The 17,077-nt window shown below is 44.7% G+C and carries 16 protein-coding genes and 1 pseudogene; 16 read left to right on the top strand and 1 reads right to left on the bottom strand.

The window, feature by feature from the left end:
* The 13 genes and pseudogenes from PAN06_RS08740 to PAN06_RS08680 all read left to right on the top strand — a co-directional run.
* A partial coding sequence (locus PAN06_RS08740) for an HAD-IA family hydrolase (protein WP_269796093.1) occupies window positions 1-493 on the top strand: 493 nt, incomplete at its 5' end.
* 269 nt (window positions 494-762) lie between these two features.
* Window positions 763-1,191: a MarR family transcriptional regulator gene (locus PAN06_RS08735; protein ID WP_269796092.1), complete on the top strand. Its 429-nt coding sequence runs from the start codon at window positions 763-765 to the stop codon at window positions 1,189-1,191.
* Window positions 1,192-1,206: 15 nt separating this feature from the next.
* The gene (locus tag PAN06_RS08730; RefSeq protein ID WP_269796091.1) at window positions 1,207-1,569 is read left to right on the top strand and encodes a DUF1304 domain-containing protein; all 363 of its coding nucleotides are present in this window, start codon (window positions 1,207-1,209) and stop codon (window positions 1,567-1,569) included.
* Window positions 1,570-2,083: 514 nt separating this feature from the next.
* Window positions 2,084-3,442, top strand: coding sequence for an anthranilate synthase component I (gene trpE / locus PAN06_RS08725; protein ID WP_269796090.1), 1,359 nt, complete (start codon window positions 2,084-2,086; stop codon window positions 3,440-3,442).
* Window positions 3,439-3,999 (top strand): annotated as a pseudogene (locus tag PAN06_RS08720) (aminodeoxychorismate/anthranilate synthase component II); the annotation flags it as partial. The gene trpE and the pseudogene PAN06_RS08720, both read left to right, overlap by 4 nt.
* Window positions 4,000-4,008: 9 nt before the next feature.
* Window positions 4,009-5,013, top strand: a complete 1,005-nt coding sequence (trpD, locus tag PAN06_RS08715; RefSeq protein ID WP_269796094.1) for an anthranilate phosphoribosyltransferase — start codon at window positions 4,009-4,011, stop codon at window positions 5,011-5,013.
* Window positions 5,010-5,777, top strand: coding sequence for an indole-3-glycerol phosphate synthase TrpC (gene trpC, locus PAN06_RS08710; protein ID WP_269796089.1), 768 nt, complete (start codon window positions 5,010-5,012; stop codon window positions 5,775-5,777). Before trpD ends, trpC begins: the two co-directional genes overlap by 4 nt.
* Window positions 5,764-6,351, top strand: coding sequence for a phosphoribosylanthranilate isomerase (locus PAN06_RS08705; protein ID WP_269796088.1), 588 nt, complete (start codon window positions 5,764-5,766; stop codon window positions 6,349-6,351). Before trpC ends, PAN06_RS08705 begins: the two co-directional genes overlap by 14 nt.
* Window positions 6,341-7,546, top strand: coding sequence for a tryptophan synthase subunit beta (gene trpB, locus PAN06_RS08700; RefSeq protein ID WP_269796087.1), 1,206 nt, complete (start codon window positions 6,341-6,343; stop codon window positions 7,544-7,546). The genes PAN06_RS08705 and trpB overlap by 11 nt, the downstream gene beginning before the upstream one ends.
* A 1-nt stretch (window position 7,547) precedes the next feature.
* Complete coding sequence (gene trpA, locus PAN06_RS08695) at window positions 7,548-8,324, top strand: tryptophan synthase subunit alpha (RefSeq protein WP_269796086.1); 777 nt, start codon at window positions 7,548-7,550, stop codon at window positions 8,322-8,324.
* Between the two features lie 141 nt (window positions 8,325-8,465).
* Window positions 8,466-9,929: an alpha-L-fucosidase gene (locus PAN06_RS08690; protein WP_269796085.1), complete on the top strand. Its 1,464-nt coding sequence runs from the start codon at window positions 8,466-8,468 to the stop codon at window positions 9,927-9,929.
* Between the two features lie 258 nt (window positions 9,930-10,187).
* A complete protein-coding gene (gene polA, locus PAN06_RS08685; RefSeq protein WP_269796084.1) occupies window positions 10,188-12,833 on the top strand; it encodes a DNA polymerase I in 2,646 nt (881 codons plus the stop codon).
* A 134-nt stretch (window positions 12,834-12,967) separates the two neighbouring features.
* The gene (locus PAN06_RS08680) at window positions 12,968-13,420 is read left to right on the top strand and encodes a CoA-binding protein (RefSeq protein ID WP_021154247.1); all 453 of its coding nucleotides are present in this window, start codon (window positions 12,968-12,970) and stop codon (window positions 13,418-13,420) included.
* Window positions 13,421-13,476: 56 nt separating this feature from the next.
* Here PAN06_RS08680 and PAN06_RS08675 read toward each other — a convergent pair whose 3' ends face one another.
* Complete coding sequence (locus PAN06_RS08675) at window positions 13,477-14,364, bottom strand: DUF975 family protein (protein ID WP_269796083.1); 888 nt, start codon at window positions 14,362-14,364, stop codon at window positions 13,477-13,479.
* A gap of 132 nt (window positions 14,365-14,496) precedes the next feature.
* On the opposite strand from PAN06_RS08675, the gene tgt reads away from it, so the two are divergent.
* The 3 genes from tgt to PAN06_RS08660 form a co-directional block, all read left to right on the top strand.
* A complete protein-coding gene (tgt, locus tag PAN06_RS08670) occupies window positions 14,497-15,639 on the top strand; it encodes a tRNA guanosine(34) transglycosylase Tgt (protein WP_003010858.1) in 1,143 nt (380 codons plus the stop codon).
* Between the two features lies 1 nt (window position 15,640).
* A complete protein-coding gene (locus PAN06_RS08665; protein WP_269796082.1) occupies window positions 15,641-16,261 on the top strand; it encodes a phosphoribulokinase in 621 nt (206 codons plus the stop codon).
* A gap of 108 nt (window positions 16,262-16,369) precedes the next feature.
* Window positions 16,370-17,077: helix-turn-helix domain-containing protein (locus PAN06_RS08660; protein WP_269796081.1), on the top strand; the 708-nt coding region annotated here is incomplete at its 3' end.

Raw genomic sequence — 17,077 nt, 5'->3', positions numbered from 1 at the left:
GAAGCATTCGGTTCAAGATCTTTTAGTAGCGGTGGCGGAGGAGTATCAACTGGATGTGTCCGACTTGAATCATCGCCGAGCTGAAAGTCTAGCGGAGAAAAATGCCCAGGTCCTTCTGATGGATGGGGCGCGTGATGTCCTATCCTGGGGACAAGAAGCTGGAATTGAGCAGTTTGTCTATACCCATAAGGGAGAAAATGCCTTTGTCATCCTGCGGGACTTGGGCTTGGAATCTTTTTTTACAGAGATTTTGACCAGTCAAAGTGGTTTTGCCCGCAAGCCTGATCCAGAAGCTGCCATGTATCTGATGGAGAAGTACGGGTTGGAACCAGAAAATACCTACTATATTGGGGATCGGAGCCTGGATATTGACTTTGCAAGAAATAGCCAGATTCAGAGTATCAATTTCTTGACGTCTGACTATCAAGGCAATCATCAGATGAACACCTTACTAGATATTCCAGGTATTTTAAACGCTGAAAAGAATCTGTAAAGAATTTGTTTTCATTTTGAAATAAAGTCGTAAGCTTTCTTTAAGAAATGTCCGCTATAATAGAAGCATAAACAAAGACCTCCTAACTTTGTTTAGAAAAATCCTAAAACTTTTCTTTTTCATAATAATCTCCCTAAGAGTCGCCAAATCAGGCGGCTTTTTTTTGTGCGAAAAAACAGTGCAAGCTCTTTTCCTTGCAAGAGGATATGAAATATTTTATAATTGATTAGTCAATTATTGATTTATCAAAAATAATAAGGAGAAGGAATATGGCAGAAATGAATGATTTGCTCTACCAACTACGCTTGGCAGATCAATCAACTACGCAACTTTTTGAAAAGCGCCTAGGGATTAGCTTAACACGTTATCAAATTTTGCAGGATTTATTAGAACAAGCACCTTGTAATCAGATCGCGGTTCAGGAGCGCTTGCGGATTGATCCAGCGGCTTTAACCCGGCATTTCAAAATATTAGAAAAGGAAGGATTTGTCCATCGGAGTCGAAATCCAAAAAACCAGCGGGAAATCTTAATTCATTTGACGGATACGGCCTATAATCGTTTGGTCAAACATCCCCCTTGCTATCATGTGGCGGTGAAAGAACAGATGAGTCGGATTTTGACTGCTCAAGAACAAGAGCAATTTTCTTACCTGCTGGACAAATTAGTATCTGGCATTGAACAAATAACAGTTGAATAAAAAGGAGAATCTACGATGTCATTACTGACGATTATTTTAGCAAGTCTTGCTGCACTGGAGCATTTGTATATTTTTTATTTGGAGAGCATCAGAACCACATCTGATACCACAAGTCGGGTTTTCAACATGGATAAAGAAGAACTCGCTCGCCCATCTGTGACCTCTTTATTTAAGAATCAAGGGATATACAATGCCTTGATTGGGGTGTTCCTCTTGTATGGATTGTTTGTCTCTAAAAATAGTGAAGTTGTTACGATTTTTGTGCTTTTTATTATTGGAACTGCGGCCTACGGTGCGATGACAGCCAATAAAAAGATTATCTTGACCCAAGGTGGTCCTGCAATTTTGGCTTTGTTGAGTATCCTATTGTTGGGATAAAAAGGACGAGCCACTAGGGCTCTTTGAGCTGATTTTATTAAATTAGTGTAGAAAAAAGTATAAAAAAAGACTAAAAATTTTATTGACTTTCTAAGAAAAAGGGTTATAATGGTAGCAACAGAAAAGTAATGAGTCAGCTATTTTCAGGGAGCTTGTGGGAATTGTGAACAAGCAATAGCGACTGATGAAAATTGGACTGTTATGATTAATGAATTCTAACCCATGTGAATTCGGTTGGCACCCCTTACCGTGCAACTCCTTGATAGAGGAGATAGAGATGTAGGGAAAGACCAGCTATTTTTCCCTATAAAAGAGGTGGCACCGCGGACACTACGCCCTCACACAGTTTTTGTGTGAGGGCTTTTCTATGTGCCTTAGCAAGCGAAGCGAGCTTAGGCACATTGATCCCAAAGCGCAAACAGAGCGATGGGATAACCTTAATCGCCTTAGCAAGCGAAGTAGGGTGCGGTTGAATTCATTAGAATAAAAGAGTTCTAAAAGAGAGGTTTCTGATATGAAAAAAGTTTTATCTGCTGATGTGTTGAGTCCAATTTTGGCTTATATGCGTTTGGATGCGCCCCATAAAATGATCTTGGAGTCGATCCCTCGTGAAAAAGAGAATGCGCGTTTTTCAATTGTAGCCTATCGGCCGGTCAGTGAAGTCAAGTTTGAAAATGGTGTCCTCTATTACAATGATCAAATTGTTGAAGAGGATCCTTTGGACTTTTTGAATCGCATCACGGTCAAAACGAAAACTTCCGAAGAGCTTCCTTTTAACGGTGGGGCGATTGGATTTGTCGGCTATGACTTGATTGGCCTCTATGAGAACATTGGTTCCATTCCGGAAGATACGATCGGCACACCAGATCTCCACTTTTTCTTATATGAGAGCTATGTGATTTTTGATCACAAAAAGGAAAAGGTCTATGTGGTGGAAGAGAACCTTTATAGTGGACGGAGTGAAGCAGAGCAAGCGTCGAGCTTGGAGCAAGTATTAGCACAGTTGGCAAGACCTGCAAAAGAAGAGTTTCGGGACAAGGATTTGCATGCGCTTCATTTCCACAATCATTTGGAGCAAAAAGAGTTTGAGGAAATGGTGGCTCTAGCGCGGGACTATATTCGAAAAGGAGATATGTTCCAATGCGTGCTTAGTCAACGTTTTTCAGCTGATTTTTCAGGAAAACCACTAGATTATTACCGCAATTTGCGCGTGACCAACCCTTCGAATTATCTCTACTTTTATGATTTTGGGGAGTACCAAATTATCGGTGCTAGTCCAGAAAGTCTGGTGTCGGTCAAGGACCGAGTGGTGACAACCAATCCCATTGCGGGCACGCGTCCCAGAGGGCTCGATGAAGAAAGTGATCGGCAATTGGCAGTTGAGTTGGCAGGGGATCCAAAAGAAGTCGCAGAGCACCGGATGTTGGTGGATCTAGGGCGAAACGATATTGGGCGTATTGCTCAAAATGGGTCGGTTGAAGTGACCAAATATATGGAAGTGGAGTTCTTCCGTTATGTGATGCACTTGACGAGTGTGGTCAAGGGTCAATTACTTCCTGGACTAGCCTCTATTGAGGCTCTGAAGGCAACTCTTCCAGCTGGTACCGTTTCGGGTGCTCCCAAGATTCGAGCCATGAAGCGAATCTATGAGGCAGAAAAAGAGAAACGAGGCGTCTATGCGGGGGCTATTGGCTATCTCTCTGTGACGGGGGATCTCGATTTTGCTATTGCGATTCGAACCATGATCCTCAAAAATAAGAAGGCTTATGTGCAGGCTGGAGCAGGAATCGTTTATGATTCGATCGCTGAAAATGAATACCAAGAAACCGTCAATAAGGCAAAATCGATGACAAGGATTGGAGAAGAAGGATGATTTTATTAGTCGATAATTACGATTCATTTACCTATAATTTAGCACAGTATATCGGAAAATTTGATGAGGTCCAGGTGCTTCGAAATGATGATCCGGACTTGTACCAAGTTGCCCAAGAAGCAGATGCCTTGGTCTTTTCTCCAGGTCCAGGTTGGCCAAAGGATGCGGGCAAGATGGAGGAGATGATCCGAGATTTCACAGGGATCAAACCAATCTTGGGGATTTGCTTGGGACATCAAGCGATTGCGGAAGTTTTTGGAGGGCGCTTGGGATTGGCGCCACAGGTCATGCATGGCAAACAAAGCCAGATCCAGCTAGAAGCTCCTTCTCCGCTATACGCGGGTGTCGCAAAAGAAGTCCCAGTCATGCGCTACCATTCGCTGACGATTGAAGACATGCCAGAGGATTTTGTCATTACCTCTCGGACGACGGATGATCAAGCGATTATGGGAATTCAACACCGCAGCTTACCGATTTATGGTTTTCAATACCATCCAGAAAGTATCGGAACGCCAGATGGGATCAAGACCATCGAAAATTTTGTCAAACTAGTCAAGGAGCGGAAGATGAAACAAGTGCTTGCAAAAGTAGCGGAAGGAATGGATCTAACCAGTGCAGAGTTAGAAGCGGCCATGGAGGAAGTCGTTGCTGGTCGTACTTCAGAAGCACAGGTGACGGCCCTTCTTCTAGGTCTCAAAATGAAGGGAGAAACGGTTGAAGAGCGGACCGCTATTGCAAAAGTGATGCAGGCCTATGCCGTCGCTATTCCTACAGAAGTTCAAGGAGCGATGGACAATTGTGGAACTGGGGGTGATCGTTCTTATAGTTTCAATATTTCAACAACAGCTGCCTTCGTTCTTGCTGGTGGTGGCATCAAGATGGCGAAACACGGAAATCGTTCGATCTCTTCTAAATCTGGTTCTGCGGATGTGCTAGAAGCTCTAGGGATTAACCTTGATTTGGGTCCAGAAGATTTGGGACGAGTGTTTGAAAAGGCGGGCATTGTCTTTCTGTTCGCCAAAAATCTGCACCCTGGCATGCGCTATATTATGCCCGCTCGCTTGGCGCTAGGGGTTCCAACGGTGATGAACTTAACCGGTCCTCTTATCAATCCGATTCCTCTAGAAACCCAGCTATTGGGAACCAGTCGTCCAGATATGCTGGAAAGTACGGCGGAGATTCTAAAGAATTTGGGTCGGAAACGCGCAGTGGTGGTGAGTGGTCCACAAGGTTTAGACGAGGCAGGCCTTGATGGGAAAACCCAGCTCGCTATTCTGGAAGATGGACAGGTTACCTTATCCAGTTTTCAACCAGAAGATATAGGAATGGAGTGCATTGAAATTGATCAAGTACGAGGTGGAGACGCCAAACGCAATGCGGAAATTTTGCTCAGCGTCTTGAAGAATGAAGCGAGTCCCTTCTTAGAGGTGACTGTCTTGAATGCTGGCCTTGGTTTTTATGCCAACGGCAAAGTAGATTCTATCAAGGAGGGGATTGCCTTGGCACGTGAAGTGATTGCTAGTGGGGCTGCCCTTGAGAAATTGAGATTATTACAGGAGTATCAAAAATGAGTCAAGAATTCTTGCCAAAGATTCTAAAGGAAAAGGCGCGGGAAGTGGCTGCGATGAAGGAAGAGGAGCTCCAACCTTTGCGCGAGACCTACCGCTTGTATGATTACCTAAAGAGTCATCCAGAAAAGCTTCAGGTCATTGCGGAAGTGAAAAAGGCTAGCCCGAGTCTGGGAGATATTCATGTCGATGTGGATATCGTCGCGCAGGCTAAGACTTACGAAGAAAATGGGGCCGTGATGATTTCTGTCTTGACCGATGAAGTGTTTTTCAAGGGCAGTATCGAGTATCTCCGGGAAATATCTAGTCAGGTGCGTATCCCCACCCTAAATAAAGATTTTATTGTGGATGAAAAACAAGTGATTCGGGCGCGAAATGCAGGGGCGACCGTGATCTTGTTGATAGTTGCAGCCTTATCAGAGGCTCGTCTGAAAGAACTCTATGAGTTTGCGACCCATCTTGGCCTGGAGGTCTTGGTGGAGACCCATAATCTGACAGAACTAGAGGTTGCTCACCGGATTGGTGCTCAGATCATCGGGGTCAATAACCGCAACTTGGTGACCTTTGAGACAGATCTCCGTACTAGCCTTGAATTGGCGACAAGCTTTGAACAAGAACCGGTTTACATCTCTGAGTCTGCTATTTTCACAGCAGCAGATGCGCGTATGCTGGCTCCTTATTTTAATGGCATTCTCGTTGGGACAGCCCTCATGAAGGCAGACAATGTGGCTGAAAAAGTAAAGGAGTTGCAGATTGACAAAGGTTAAAATTTGCGGATTGTCCACTCCAGAAGCTGTCCAGACAGCTGTTGAAGCTGGTGCGGACTACATTGGTTTTGTCTTTGCACCAAGCAAACGGCAAGTCACGCTGGAGCAAGCCCGGGAGTTGGCTACAGGGATTCCAAAGGGGGTTCAAAAAGTCGGTGTTTTTGTATCACCACAAAGAGAAGAAGTGGAGAAGGCTTGCCAAGTTGTGGGCTTGGACCTGATACAAGTGCATGGACCGATGGATGAAACCATCTTGCAAGAGTTTCCCCAACAAACGATTCGCGCTGTTCAAGTGGGGAAAGATACAGCTCTTTCTGAGACCAGTGCCGATTATCTGCTCTTTGATGCTCCTGTAGCAGGAAGTGGGCAGACCTTTGACTGGCAAGAACTCGAAACCCAAAACTTCACAAAGCCCTTCTTTATTGCAGGGGGCTTGACGGAAGACAATGTAGCAGATGCCATTCGCTTCTTTCATCCTTATGCGGTGGATGTATCCAGTGGGGTCGAGACAAATGGGAAAAAAGATCAAGAAAAGATAAAACGATTTATAGAAAGGGTCAAGTATGGCATATAAACAACCAGATCAAAACGGATTTTACGGGCGGTTCGGGGGACGATTTGTCCCTGAAACCTTGATGACAGCAGTTTTAGAATTAGAAGAAGCCTACAGAGAAAGTCAAGCAGATCCTTCTTTTCAAGCAGAATTGGATCAGCTTCTGAAACAATATGTCGGTCGGGAAACACCGCTCTATTATGCTAAAAATCTTACCAAGTATGTCGGTGGAGCCAAGATCTTTCTTAAAAGAGAAGACCTCAACCACACAGGGGCTCATAAAATTAATAATGCCCTAGGACAGGTTTTATTGGCACATCGGATGGGCAAAAAGAAGATCATCGCAGAAACAGGGGCCGGACAGCACGGTGTTGCAACAGCAACGGCTGCCGCTTTATTTGATATGGAATGTACCATCTACATGGGGGAAGAAGATGTCAAACGCCAAGCCCTCAATGTCTTTCGGATGGAATTGTTGGGCGCCAAGGTTCAATCAGTAACAGATGGGTCACGTGTCCTCAAGGATGCGGTCAATGCTGCCCTTAGAGCCTGGGTAGCAAATGTGGAGGATACCCACTATATCATGGGTTCTGCTCTAGGACCTCATCCATTCCCAGAAATTGTCCGTGATTTTCAAAGTGTCATCGGTCGAGAAGCCAAACGCCAATTTGCAGAGCAAAATGACGGTGCTCTGCCAGATGCCGTCCTAGCCTGTGTAGGAGGCGGGTCGAACGCTATTGGGCTCTTTTATCCTTTTGTTGAGGATGCGTCTGTCGCCATGTATGGGGCGGAAGCTGCTGGACTTGGAGTAGATACAGACCAGCATGCAGCAACCTTGACCAAGGGACGTCCAGGAGTCCTTCACGGCGCCTTGATGGATGTTTTACAGGATGCGCATGGACAGATTTTAGAAGCCTTCTCGATTTCAGCAGGCCTCGATTATCCAGGAATTGGGCCAGAGCATTCTTATTTCCATGAAATCAAGCGGGCAACCTATGTGCCTGTGACAGACCAAGAAGCCCTAGAAGCTTTTCAATTGCTTTCAAAAGTAGAAGGAATTATTCCGGCCCTGGAATCGAGCCATGCTATCGCCTATGCGGTGAAATTGGCTAAGGAGATGGGACCTGAAAAATCCATGATCGTTTGTTTGTCAGGTCGTGGGGACAAAGATGTGGTACAAGTCAAAGACCGCCTAGAACAAGAGAGGGGAGAGTAAGATGGGAAAGACCTTAACAGAGCATTTACAAAAGCTGAAAGACCAGCAGCAAGGGATCTTTGTTCCGTATATCATGGCAGGAGATCATGAAAAAGGCTTAGCAGGTTTGCAGGAAACCATCCAATTCTTGGAAGATCTTGGTGTCTCAGCCATTGAAGTTGGGATTCCTTTTTCAGATCCAGTGGCAGATGGCCCTGTGATTGAAGAGGCAGGACTACGAAGTTTAGCCCATGGGACGACGACAGAAGGTCTGGTGCAAACGATCCAGCGTCTGGAAACAACTGTTCCTTTGGTCATCATGACCTATTTCAATCCCTTGTTCCAATATGGTCTAGAAAGCTTTTTTAGAGATGTAGAAGGAACAGCGGTCAAAGGAGTGATTATCCCAGATCTTCCTCATGAGCATGCGGATCTGGTAGAGCCCCTGTTAGCGGATAAAGACATCGCCTTGGTGCCACTGGTGAGTCTAACCACAGGAATCGAGCGTCAGAAGAAATTGATCCAAGATGCAGAAGGTTTTATCTATGCTGTAGCAGTTAATGGAGTGACGGGGAAAGCTGGTAGCTATCGAGACGATTTGGACCACCACTTGGCCCAATTACACGAAATAGCGTCCATTCCTGTTTTAACAGGTTTTGGAGTTTCAAGCATGGAGGATGTTCACCGTTTCAACAAGGTCTCAGATGGGGTTATTGTGGGGTCCAAAATCGTTAAGGCTCTCCACCAAGGGGAGACAGACGCCATTGCTCGTTTTATTTCTCAAGCAGTGAAGGCCTAAAAGGTTCATTCCATTTATCATCAGCTTGATTCTCCTAGATCAAGCTCTTTGTCTACTATTTTAAACATTCCCCTCGTTGGTCTTTACAAACGAGGCTTTCTCGTTACAATAGAGGTAGTAACAAGAAAAGAGGAGAAGAGAATGATAAGCCTTGAAGAGATTGATCAAGTTGTCCAGTCAGGTCCTTTTGAACCCACCTGGGACTCTCTTAGCCATCAAGTCTGTCCAGATTGGTATCGGGATGCCAAATTTGGAATGTTTATCCACTGGGGCGTCTACAGTGTACCTGCCTTTGGTTCGGAATGGTATTCGCGAAATATGTATATCCAAGGGAATCTTTGCTATGACTATCATCGAGAGCATTTTGGAGACCAGGCTAGCTTTGGTTACAAAGATTTCATTCCTCTTTTTACAGCCGATCGCTTTGATCCGGCATCTTGGCTGGATCTCTTTCAAAAAGCGGGAGCCCAGTATCTTTTTCCAGTTGCGGAGCACCACGATGGTTTTCAGATGTATGCCTCTACTCTCTCGCCATATAATAGCTTAGAAATGGGGCCGAGACGAGATGTCTTAGGAGAGCTGAGGAAGGAGGCAGAAAAACGTGGCCTGCACTTCTGTACGTCCTCTCACCGGGCAGAACACCAGTTTTTCTTTTCACATGGCAAGGAATTCACTAGTGACATTCCGCAAGAAGTCCCAAGAGACAGCCTTTATTGGCCAGCCGAGCCAGAGCCCAAGGATCATTTTGATCTGACTTCCAAGCCTTATCCAAGTAAAGAATTCTTGGAAGATTGGCTGTTGCGAACCTGTGAACTGGTGCGGGACTACCAGCCAGAGCTCCTTTATTTTGACTGGTGGATCCAGCATGAGAGCTTCCGTCCCTACTTGATGCGCTTTTTGGCTTATTATTACAATCTAGCAGCACAAGAGGATCGCAAGGTGGCTGTTTGTTACAAACAGGACGCCCTCCCTTTCGGTTCAGGAATCGTCGAGATGGAGCGGGGAGGATACGGAGAGACGCAAGCCTTTCCGTGGCAAATGGATACCGCGATCGCCCGTAATTCTTGGTGCTATACCCAGGATCTAGCCTACAAGACCAGTAAGGAATTGCTACAAAATTTAGTTGATGTTGTGGCCAAAAATGGCAATCTTCTGCTTAATATTGGACCCAAGGCAGATGGCACGATCCCTGAGCAAGACCGAGACATCCTCACAAAGATCGGGGACTGGCTGGCGGTAAATGGAGAAGCCATTTATCAGAGTCGGCCTTGGCGGGTGTCATCGGACGGACCGACCGAGGCCCAGGAAGGTTCCTTCTCAGATGGGCAAGCGCCACTCTATACCAGCCAAGATTTCCGCTATACCATGCGTGATGGTTTTCTTTATGCTATCCAGCTGGAGCCAAGTGGAAGGATAGAAGAGCTGACCTTACCGTCTCTCGCCTATGATCTCAAGCAACCGAGAATCCTTCATGCGCGCATTCAAAAGGTAGAGCTCCTTGGAGAAAGCCAGCTCCTTTCTTGGAGTCAAGATGAGGCAGGCCTCCATCTTCAATTACCAGCTTGTAGCCAAAAACAACCGCGTATTTTACGTCTCAGTTTTTAGTTTTCTTGAAGCTTTCTATAAGGAATGGTTTAGTTTTCTCTTGTATACTGTACTCATCCAATAAGAAATGAGGTACAGAAAATGAAAATCTCAGTCAATTATCCAAAACGCTTTAAGAAATTGCCACAACAAGGTTCTTGTTACGGCGAATAAACACTTCTTTTCATTTTTCATAAGAAACTCCTAAAGAAGGCTCTACCCCGAAAGGGTAGAGTTTTTATGTACCAGAGACCTTGTGATTCGTGGTATAATAGGCCTATGGAAAAAAAGAATACATTACTACTCATCGACGGGTCTTCCGTCGCATTTCGTGCCTTTTTCGCACTTTATAATCAAATCGATCGCTTCAAAAATGCCAATGGTCTGCATACCAATGCGGTCTATGGCTTTAACCTTATGTTGAGCCATCTCTTGGAGCGCATCCAACCGACCCATGTTCTTGTTGCTTTCGATGCAGGAAAGACCACTTTTCGGACGGAGATGTATGCCGACTACAAAGGGGGCCGTGCAAAAACACCAGATGAGTTCCGCGAGCAGTTTCCTTTCATTCGTGAGCAACTGGATCATTTGGGAATTCGCCACTATGAGCTGGCCCAGTATGAAGCAGATGATATTATTGGAACGCTAGACAAGTTGGCAGAATCAACTTCTGTTCCTTTTGATGTGACTATCGTTTCTGGGGATAAAGATTTGATCCAGCTGACAGATGACAACACGGTGGTTGAAATCTCAAAAAAAGGGGTAGCGGAGTTTGAAGAATTCACTCCAGCCTATCTGAAAGAGAAGATGGGACTGACACCAGAGCAATTTATCGACCTCAAGGCCTTGATGGGAGATAAATCGGATAATATCCCAGGTGTCACTAAGATCGGAGAAAAGACAGGGATCAAACTACTCCTAGAGTACGGCTCTCTCGATGGTATTTACGAGCATATTGACGAGATGAAGGCTTCTAAGATGAAGGAAAACCTCATCAACGACAAGGAGCAGGCCTATCTGTCTAAGACTCTTGCGACCATTGATACCAATGCACCCATTGAGATTGGCCTGGACGATATCAACTATACGGGCCCTCATCTAGAAAATCTTGCCAAGTTTTATGAGGAGATGGGCTTCAAGCAACTCCGTCAGGCCTTGGATCTCAGTGGAGAAGAAGCAGCTCCTGTAGCTATTGACTATACAGAAGTCGAGCAAGTCACTTCAGATATGCTCACGGAAGATAGTTTCTTCCATTTTGAGATGTTTGGGGACAATTACCATACGGAACCCATCATTGGTTTCGCATGGGGGACCAAAGGTCAACTCTACGCGAGTACAGATACTGGTCTTTTACAAACACCGATTTTCAAAGAATTTCTCGAAAAAACGCCCCTCAAGGTCTATGACTTCAAGCGGGCCAAGGTCTTGCTCAGCCACTTGGGCATTACCCTTCAAAATCCCGCGTTTGACAGTCGATTGGCCAAGTATCTCTTGTCGACCGTAGAGGACAATGAGATTTCAACCATTGCGAGTCTCTATAGTCAGATTGCGCTGCCGCTGGACGAAGTCGTTTATGGCAAGGGAGCCAAAAAAGCTATCCCAGAAAAGGCGGTCCTATTAGAGCATTTGGCACGGAAAGTCGCTGTTTTACTAGACACGGAAGAGCCCATGGTAGAGCAGTTGCAGGCCCATGACCAACTAGATTTGCTCTATGATATGGAGCAACCGCTAGCAGCCGTTTTGGCCAAGATGGAAATCGCGGGGATCAAGGTAGAGCGTCAGACCCTAGAAGACATGCAGGTGGAAAACGAAGTGGTCTTGGAGCGCTTGACCCAAGAAATTTACGAGCTGGCGGGCGAAGAGTTTAACATCAATTCTCCAAAACAATTGGGCGTCATCCTCTTTGAAAAATTGGAACTCCCTCTTGAATATACGAAGAAGACCAAAACCGGCTATTCCACAGCCGTTGATGTCTTGGAACGCCTAGCTCCTATCGCACCGATCGTGTCTAAGATTCTTGAATACCGCCAAATTGCTAAGATCCAGTCGACCTATGTCATCGGTCTTCAAGATTGGATTTTGGAAGATGGGAAGATCCATACCCGCTATGTACAGGATTTGACGCAGACAGGCCGTTTGTCCAGTGTGGATCCCAACCTGCAAAACATTCCTGTCCGTTTGGAACAAGGTCGTCTCATTCGTAAAGCCTTTGTCCCAGAAGAGGAAAACAGTGTCTTGCTGAGTTCGGACTATTCACAAATCGAACTGCGCGTCTTGGCCCATATTTCGGGAGATGAGCATTTGATTGACGCCTTTAAACATGGGGCAGATATCCATACATCGACTGCTATGCGCGTTTTCAATATTGCAAAACCAGAAGATGTGACGCCGAACGACCGTCGCAATGCAAAAGCAGTAAACTTCGGTGTGGTTTATGGAATTTCCGACTTTGGACTGTCTAACAACCTAGGGATCAGTCGAAAAGAAGCCAAGGCTTACATTGAGACCTACTTCGAACGCTACCCTGGCATCAAGGACTATATGGAGAGAGTGGTACGGGAAGCGCGTGATAAAGGCTATGTGGAGACCCTCTTCAAGCGTCGTCGGGAGATTCCAGATATCAATTCTCGCAACTTCAATGTTCGAGGCTTTGCGGAGCGGACAGCTATTAACTCACCGATCCAAGGATCTGCAGCAGACATCTTGAAAATTGCCATGATCCACTTGGACCAAGCGCTAGAAAGAGGAGCATACAAGACCAAGATGCTTCTTCAAGTGCACGATGAAATCGTTCTGCAAGTGCCAAGTGATGAACTGGCAGCGATCAAAGAACTCGTCAAAGAGACCATGGAATCCGCTATCGAACTTGCAGTACCACTGGAAGCCGATGAAAACGAAGGCAAGACATGGTATGAAGCCAAATAAAATTGAGTTTGTTCAAAACAGAAAGCGGTAGGAGACTTTTCAGTTTCCTACCGCTTTTAATGACAAACACTTGCAATGCCTTCCGTATTGTTATACTATTTAAAGAAAGGAAACGCATACAAAAGGAGATTCTTATGGCTTATTCATTTCGCAATCCTAGTGATGGCATTATCAAACATTACCTAGAAACGAGCAAGATCATCGCTGTAGTTGGATTATCTGATCGTGAAGACACAACCAGTCATCGTGTCAGCAAAGAGATGCAAGAGCGGGGCTATCGGATTATTCCTGTCAACCCTCGTGCAGCTGGTGGCCAGATTCTTGGAGAAACGGTGTATGCTAGCTTGCAGGAGATTCCTTTCCCAGTAGATATCGTCGATGTATACCGACGCAGTGAGTTTTTACCAGATGTGGCACGTGACTTCATCGAGACAGACGCGAAGATTTTTTGGGCACAATTGGAGCTGGAAAATCAAGAAGCAGAAGAGATTCTTCGTGGAGCTGGACGAGAAGATATCGTCATGAACCGCTGTATCAAACGGGAACACACCCGACTGATCCTCGGGGACTCCCTATACGGTTTATAAATGATAAACAATTGAATAGAAGAAAACCCCAGCAAGCTGGGGTTTTCTTCTTACTCTTATTCAGTTTCATGGCTTGGATGGCCTGTAAAATGGCGCGGCCCTTGTTTAATCTGCTTGATTTGATCATAAAAGGCAATTTGGCAGTTGATAAAGTAAGGCATGGTATAAAAGCCGATGACATCGCGCGTGAAGTAATTCAAGAAGTACCAACCAATCAAGGTTAGATCGAGCACCAAGCGATTGCTGCGGAACCCTTTCATGGTTTCACGACTTTGGCGAAGGACTCCAAAGGCTCCCTTGTAGTCGCCGTCTCGTAATTGCTCATAGAGGATCAATTCGACCAAGCTGAGACTGTAGTATTGTGGCAGGTAAAAGAGGAGGCCGATCAGGCCGAGTGCGACACCAGCAGTCATCAGAGGCATTTGTTGCATGAGAGATTGAAATTCAGGACTGGAAGCACTCAAAGTGCTAGGGTTGCTCACCTTGTCGTAAATCGCTAAAAATCGAATGCTGGCGTAGGTGCTGATGAGACTCCCCACATAGAGGATGAGTCCCCATAAAAAGAGGACGGCTTGCTTCAAAATCAAGGTGGCAAATACAAAGGTAAAGCGATCTTGTTTAAAGATATCTAAGACGCGTGTTCGGTGTTCAATCTTGGGATTAATCGTATCTAAATAGCTAAAAGTCGCACCGACCACTAAAATGGAGATGACAAAGGAGACGACGGAAGGAAAGAGCTGTCGCTGGATCATGTAAATACTTGCTTGCTGCAAGGTCATGTCCGGTAGTAGATCGACCAGATCTTGCCCACTTAAGAGAAAGTTAGCAAGAATGGTCAATAGGACCGGAAGAGCAAAAAGGATAGCTAAGCCCGGTTGCTGGACTTGCATGGTACGTGCCCGGAGGCGAATCAGTTTAAGGTTCATAGATGATACTCTCTTCATAGTAGTACTTTTTATTATAACATAAGTCCGTGACAGAGCCGGTAAAATTTGGTACAATCGTACAGGTGCTCACAGGAAAACTGTGACAGGAATAAGAAGGCTGGGACTGTTTTTCCCAGTACGGAGGTAACCATGACAGATTCACCGATTCAATATCGATTAATCAAAAAAGAAAAGCATACAGGTGCTCGTCTGGGAGAAATTATCACCCCTCACGGGACCTTCCCGACCCCAATGTTTATGCCTGTAGGGACTCAGGCAACCGTTAAGACCCAATCGCCAGAAGAACTCAAGGAAATGGGTTCCGGAATTATTTTGGCTAACACCTACCATCTCTGGCTTCGTCCCGGGGATGATCTAGTTGCAAAAGCAGGAGGACTGCACCAGTTCATGAACTGGGACCAGCCGATTTTGACAGATAGTGGAGGCTTCCAGGTCTATTCATTAGCGGATACCCGCAACATTACTGAAGAAGGGGTAACTTTTAAAAACCACCTCAACGGCTCGAAGATGTTCCTCTCTCCAGAAAAAGCCATCTCCATCCAAAACAATCTAGGGAGTGACATCATGATGTCCTTTGATGAATGTCCTCAGTTCTATCAACCCTATGATTATGTGAAAAAATCGATCGAACGGACCAGTCGTTGGGCAGAACGTGGGCTTAAGGCTCACCGTCGCCCTCATGATCAAGGTCTTTTCGGGATTGTCCAAGGGGCTGGATTTGAAGACTTGCGCCGTCAATCTGCTCAAGATCTGGTCAGCATGGACTTTCCAGGCTATTCCATCGGTGGCTTAGCTGTTGGGGAAAGCCATGAAGAGATGAATGCCGTGCTTGATTTCACAACACCGCTCTTACCAGAGAACAAGCCACGCTATCTCATGGGAGTAGGAGCTCCAGACAGTCTGATCGATGGCGTTATTCGTGGAGTGGATATGTTTGACTGTGTCTTGCCGACGCGGATTGCACGAAATGGTACCTGTATGACTAGCCAAGGACGCCTAGTAGTGAAAAATGCGCAATTTGCAGAAGACTTTACACCGCTAGATCCCGAATGTGATTGCTACACTTGTAAGAACTATACCCGAGCTTACCTTCGCCACCTCCTCAAGGCAGATGAGACCTTCGGCATTCGCTTGACAAGCTACCACAACCTGTACTTCTTGATCAACCTCATGAAGCAGGTCCGTCAAGCCATCATGGATGACAATCTCTTAGAATTCCGTGAGCATTTCGTCGAAAAATATGGCTATAACAAATCAGGACGGAATTTCTAGGATGGATCGTGAAAGACTATTAGACTCCTTGGTAAAAAAGATCCAGACAAAAGAATTGCAGACCCTTGGGATCTATGGTCATGGTGGTTCAGGAAAAACAACCTTTACAAAAGCGCTCTGTGAGCGATTGGACCCCACAAAAGTTAACCTTTTAGAGACGGATCCCTATATTATTGGAAGCCCAAGAGGATTGGTTGTGCCAAAAGAATTACCGGACCAAAAAGTAACCGCATGTTTGTCAAGTGCTCACGAATTGGCTAGTCTAGAACGAGATATTCGAGCCCTTCAAGCAGGAATGGATATACGAACGATTGATCAGCCGTGGTCTCCAAGCCACATATTATCTGGCAACAAGCCCATTCTCATCGTAGAAGGGATGTCAGTAGCTTTTTTACCCAAGTCTTTGTTTGATCAAACCATTTGTTTTTACACAGATGATCATACGGAGCTAGAAAGACGATTAAGCAGAGATGTCGCCCAACGAAATCGAGAAATAGACTTCATCTATCGAACTCACCAAATCAGACGAGAACAATACCATCAGTATTACCAACCGATGGAAGGTGAAGCAGATATCCTGGTCAATACATCACAAGATCAATTTTGTATTGAAAAAGAATAGAAAGTTCTACTTAAAAGTAGAACTTTTTTGATTAAATTTCATAGAACATCGATATTGTTGTAAGCAAATTTGTTATTGGGTATAATATATTCAGGAAGGACGATAACTATGGTAGAAGATCTTCGAAAATTTGCAACTCTTGTGAAAAAATATAGAAAACAAAAAGGAATGACCAAAGAAGAGTTGTGTCAGGATGAGAGCGAGTTGACTGTACGTCAATTAACTCGAATAGAGTCAGGCTTGTCGAGACCAACATTAACTAAGATAAATTTTTTAGCTGAACGACTAGACATGAATTTATTTTCATTGATGCCAGACTATACAGAATTACCAAAAGAATATTTAGACTTAAAATACCAATTATTAAGAAATACGACGTATTCAGATAAAAGAAAGATTTATGAAGAGGAAAAACGTTTCGAAATCATATATGAGAATTATTATGAAGATTTGCCTGAAGAGGAGCAATTGATTGTTGATATCTTAACCACTATATCCGATGTTAATGAGAGTGAATTGATTGAACTTGGGAATCATTTATTGGAGGATTATCTTGATCAACTAAAAAAGAAGAATACATATACCTTAAATGATCTTTTGTTGATTAAATTACTTTTAATAATAATGATACACGATGATGACATATACTGTAATCCAGGATGGAAATTGTTACCGAAAATTGTACAAAGGTTATTGGTAGATGATGGTGAATTATTAATCTATCAGCAATTTGTATTGAGAGATACACTGTTTCTAGCTTTAGGGTTGTTTTTTAGATTAGGTGATTATAAAAAAGTTAGAGAAATATTAGACAGG

Source organism: Streptococcus sp. SM3 (genome assembly GCF_027497875.1).
The sequence above is the reverse complement of the archived record's forward strand: the minus strand, read 5'-3'. Positions and strand labels throughout refer to the sequence as shown.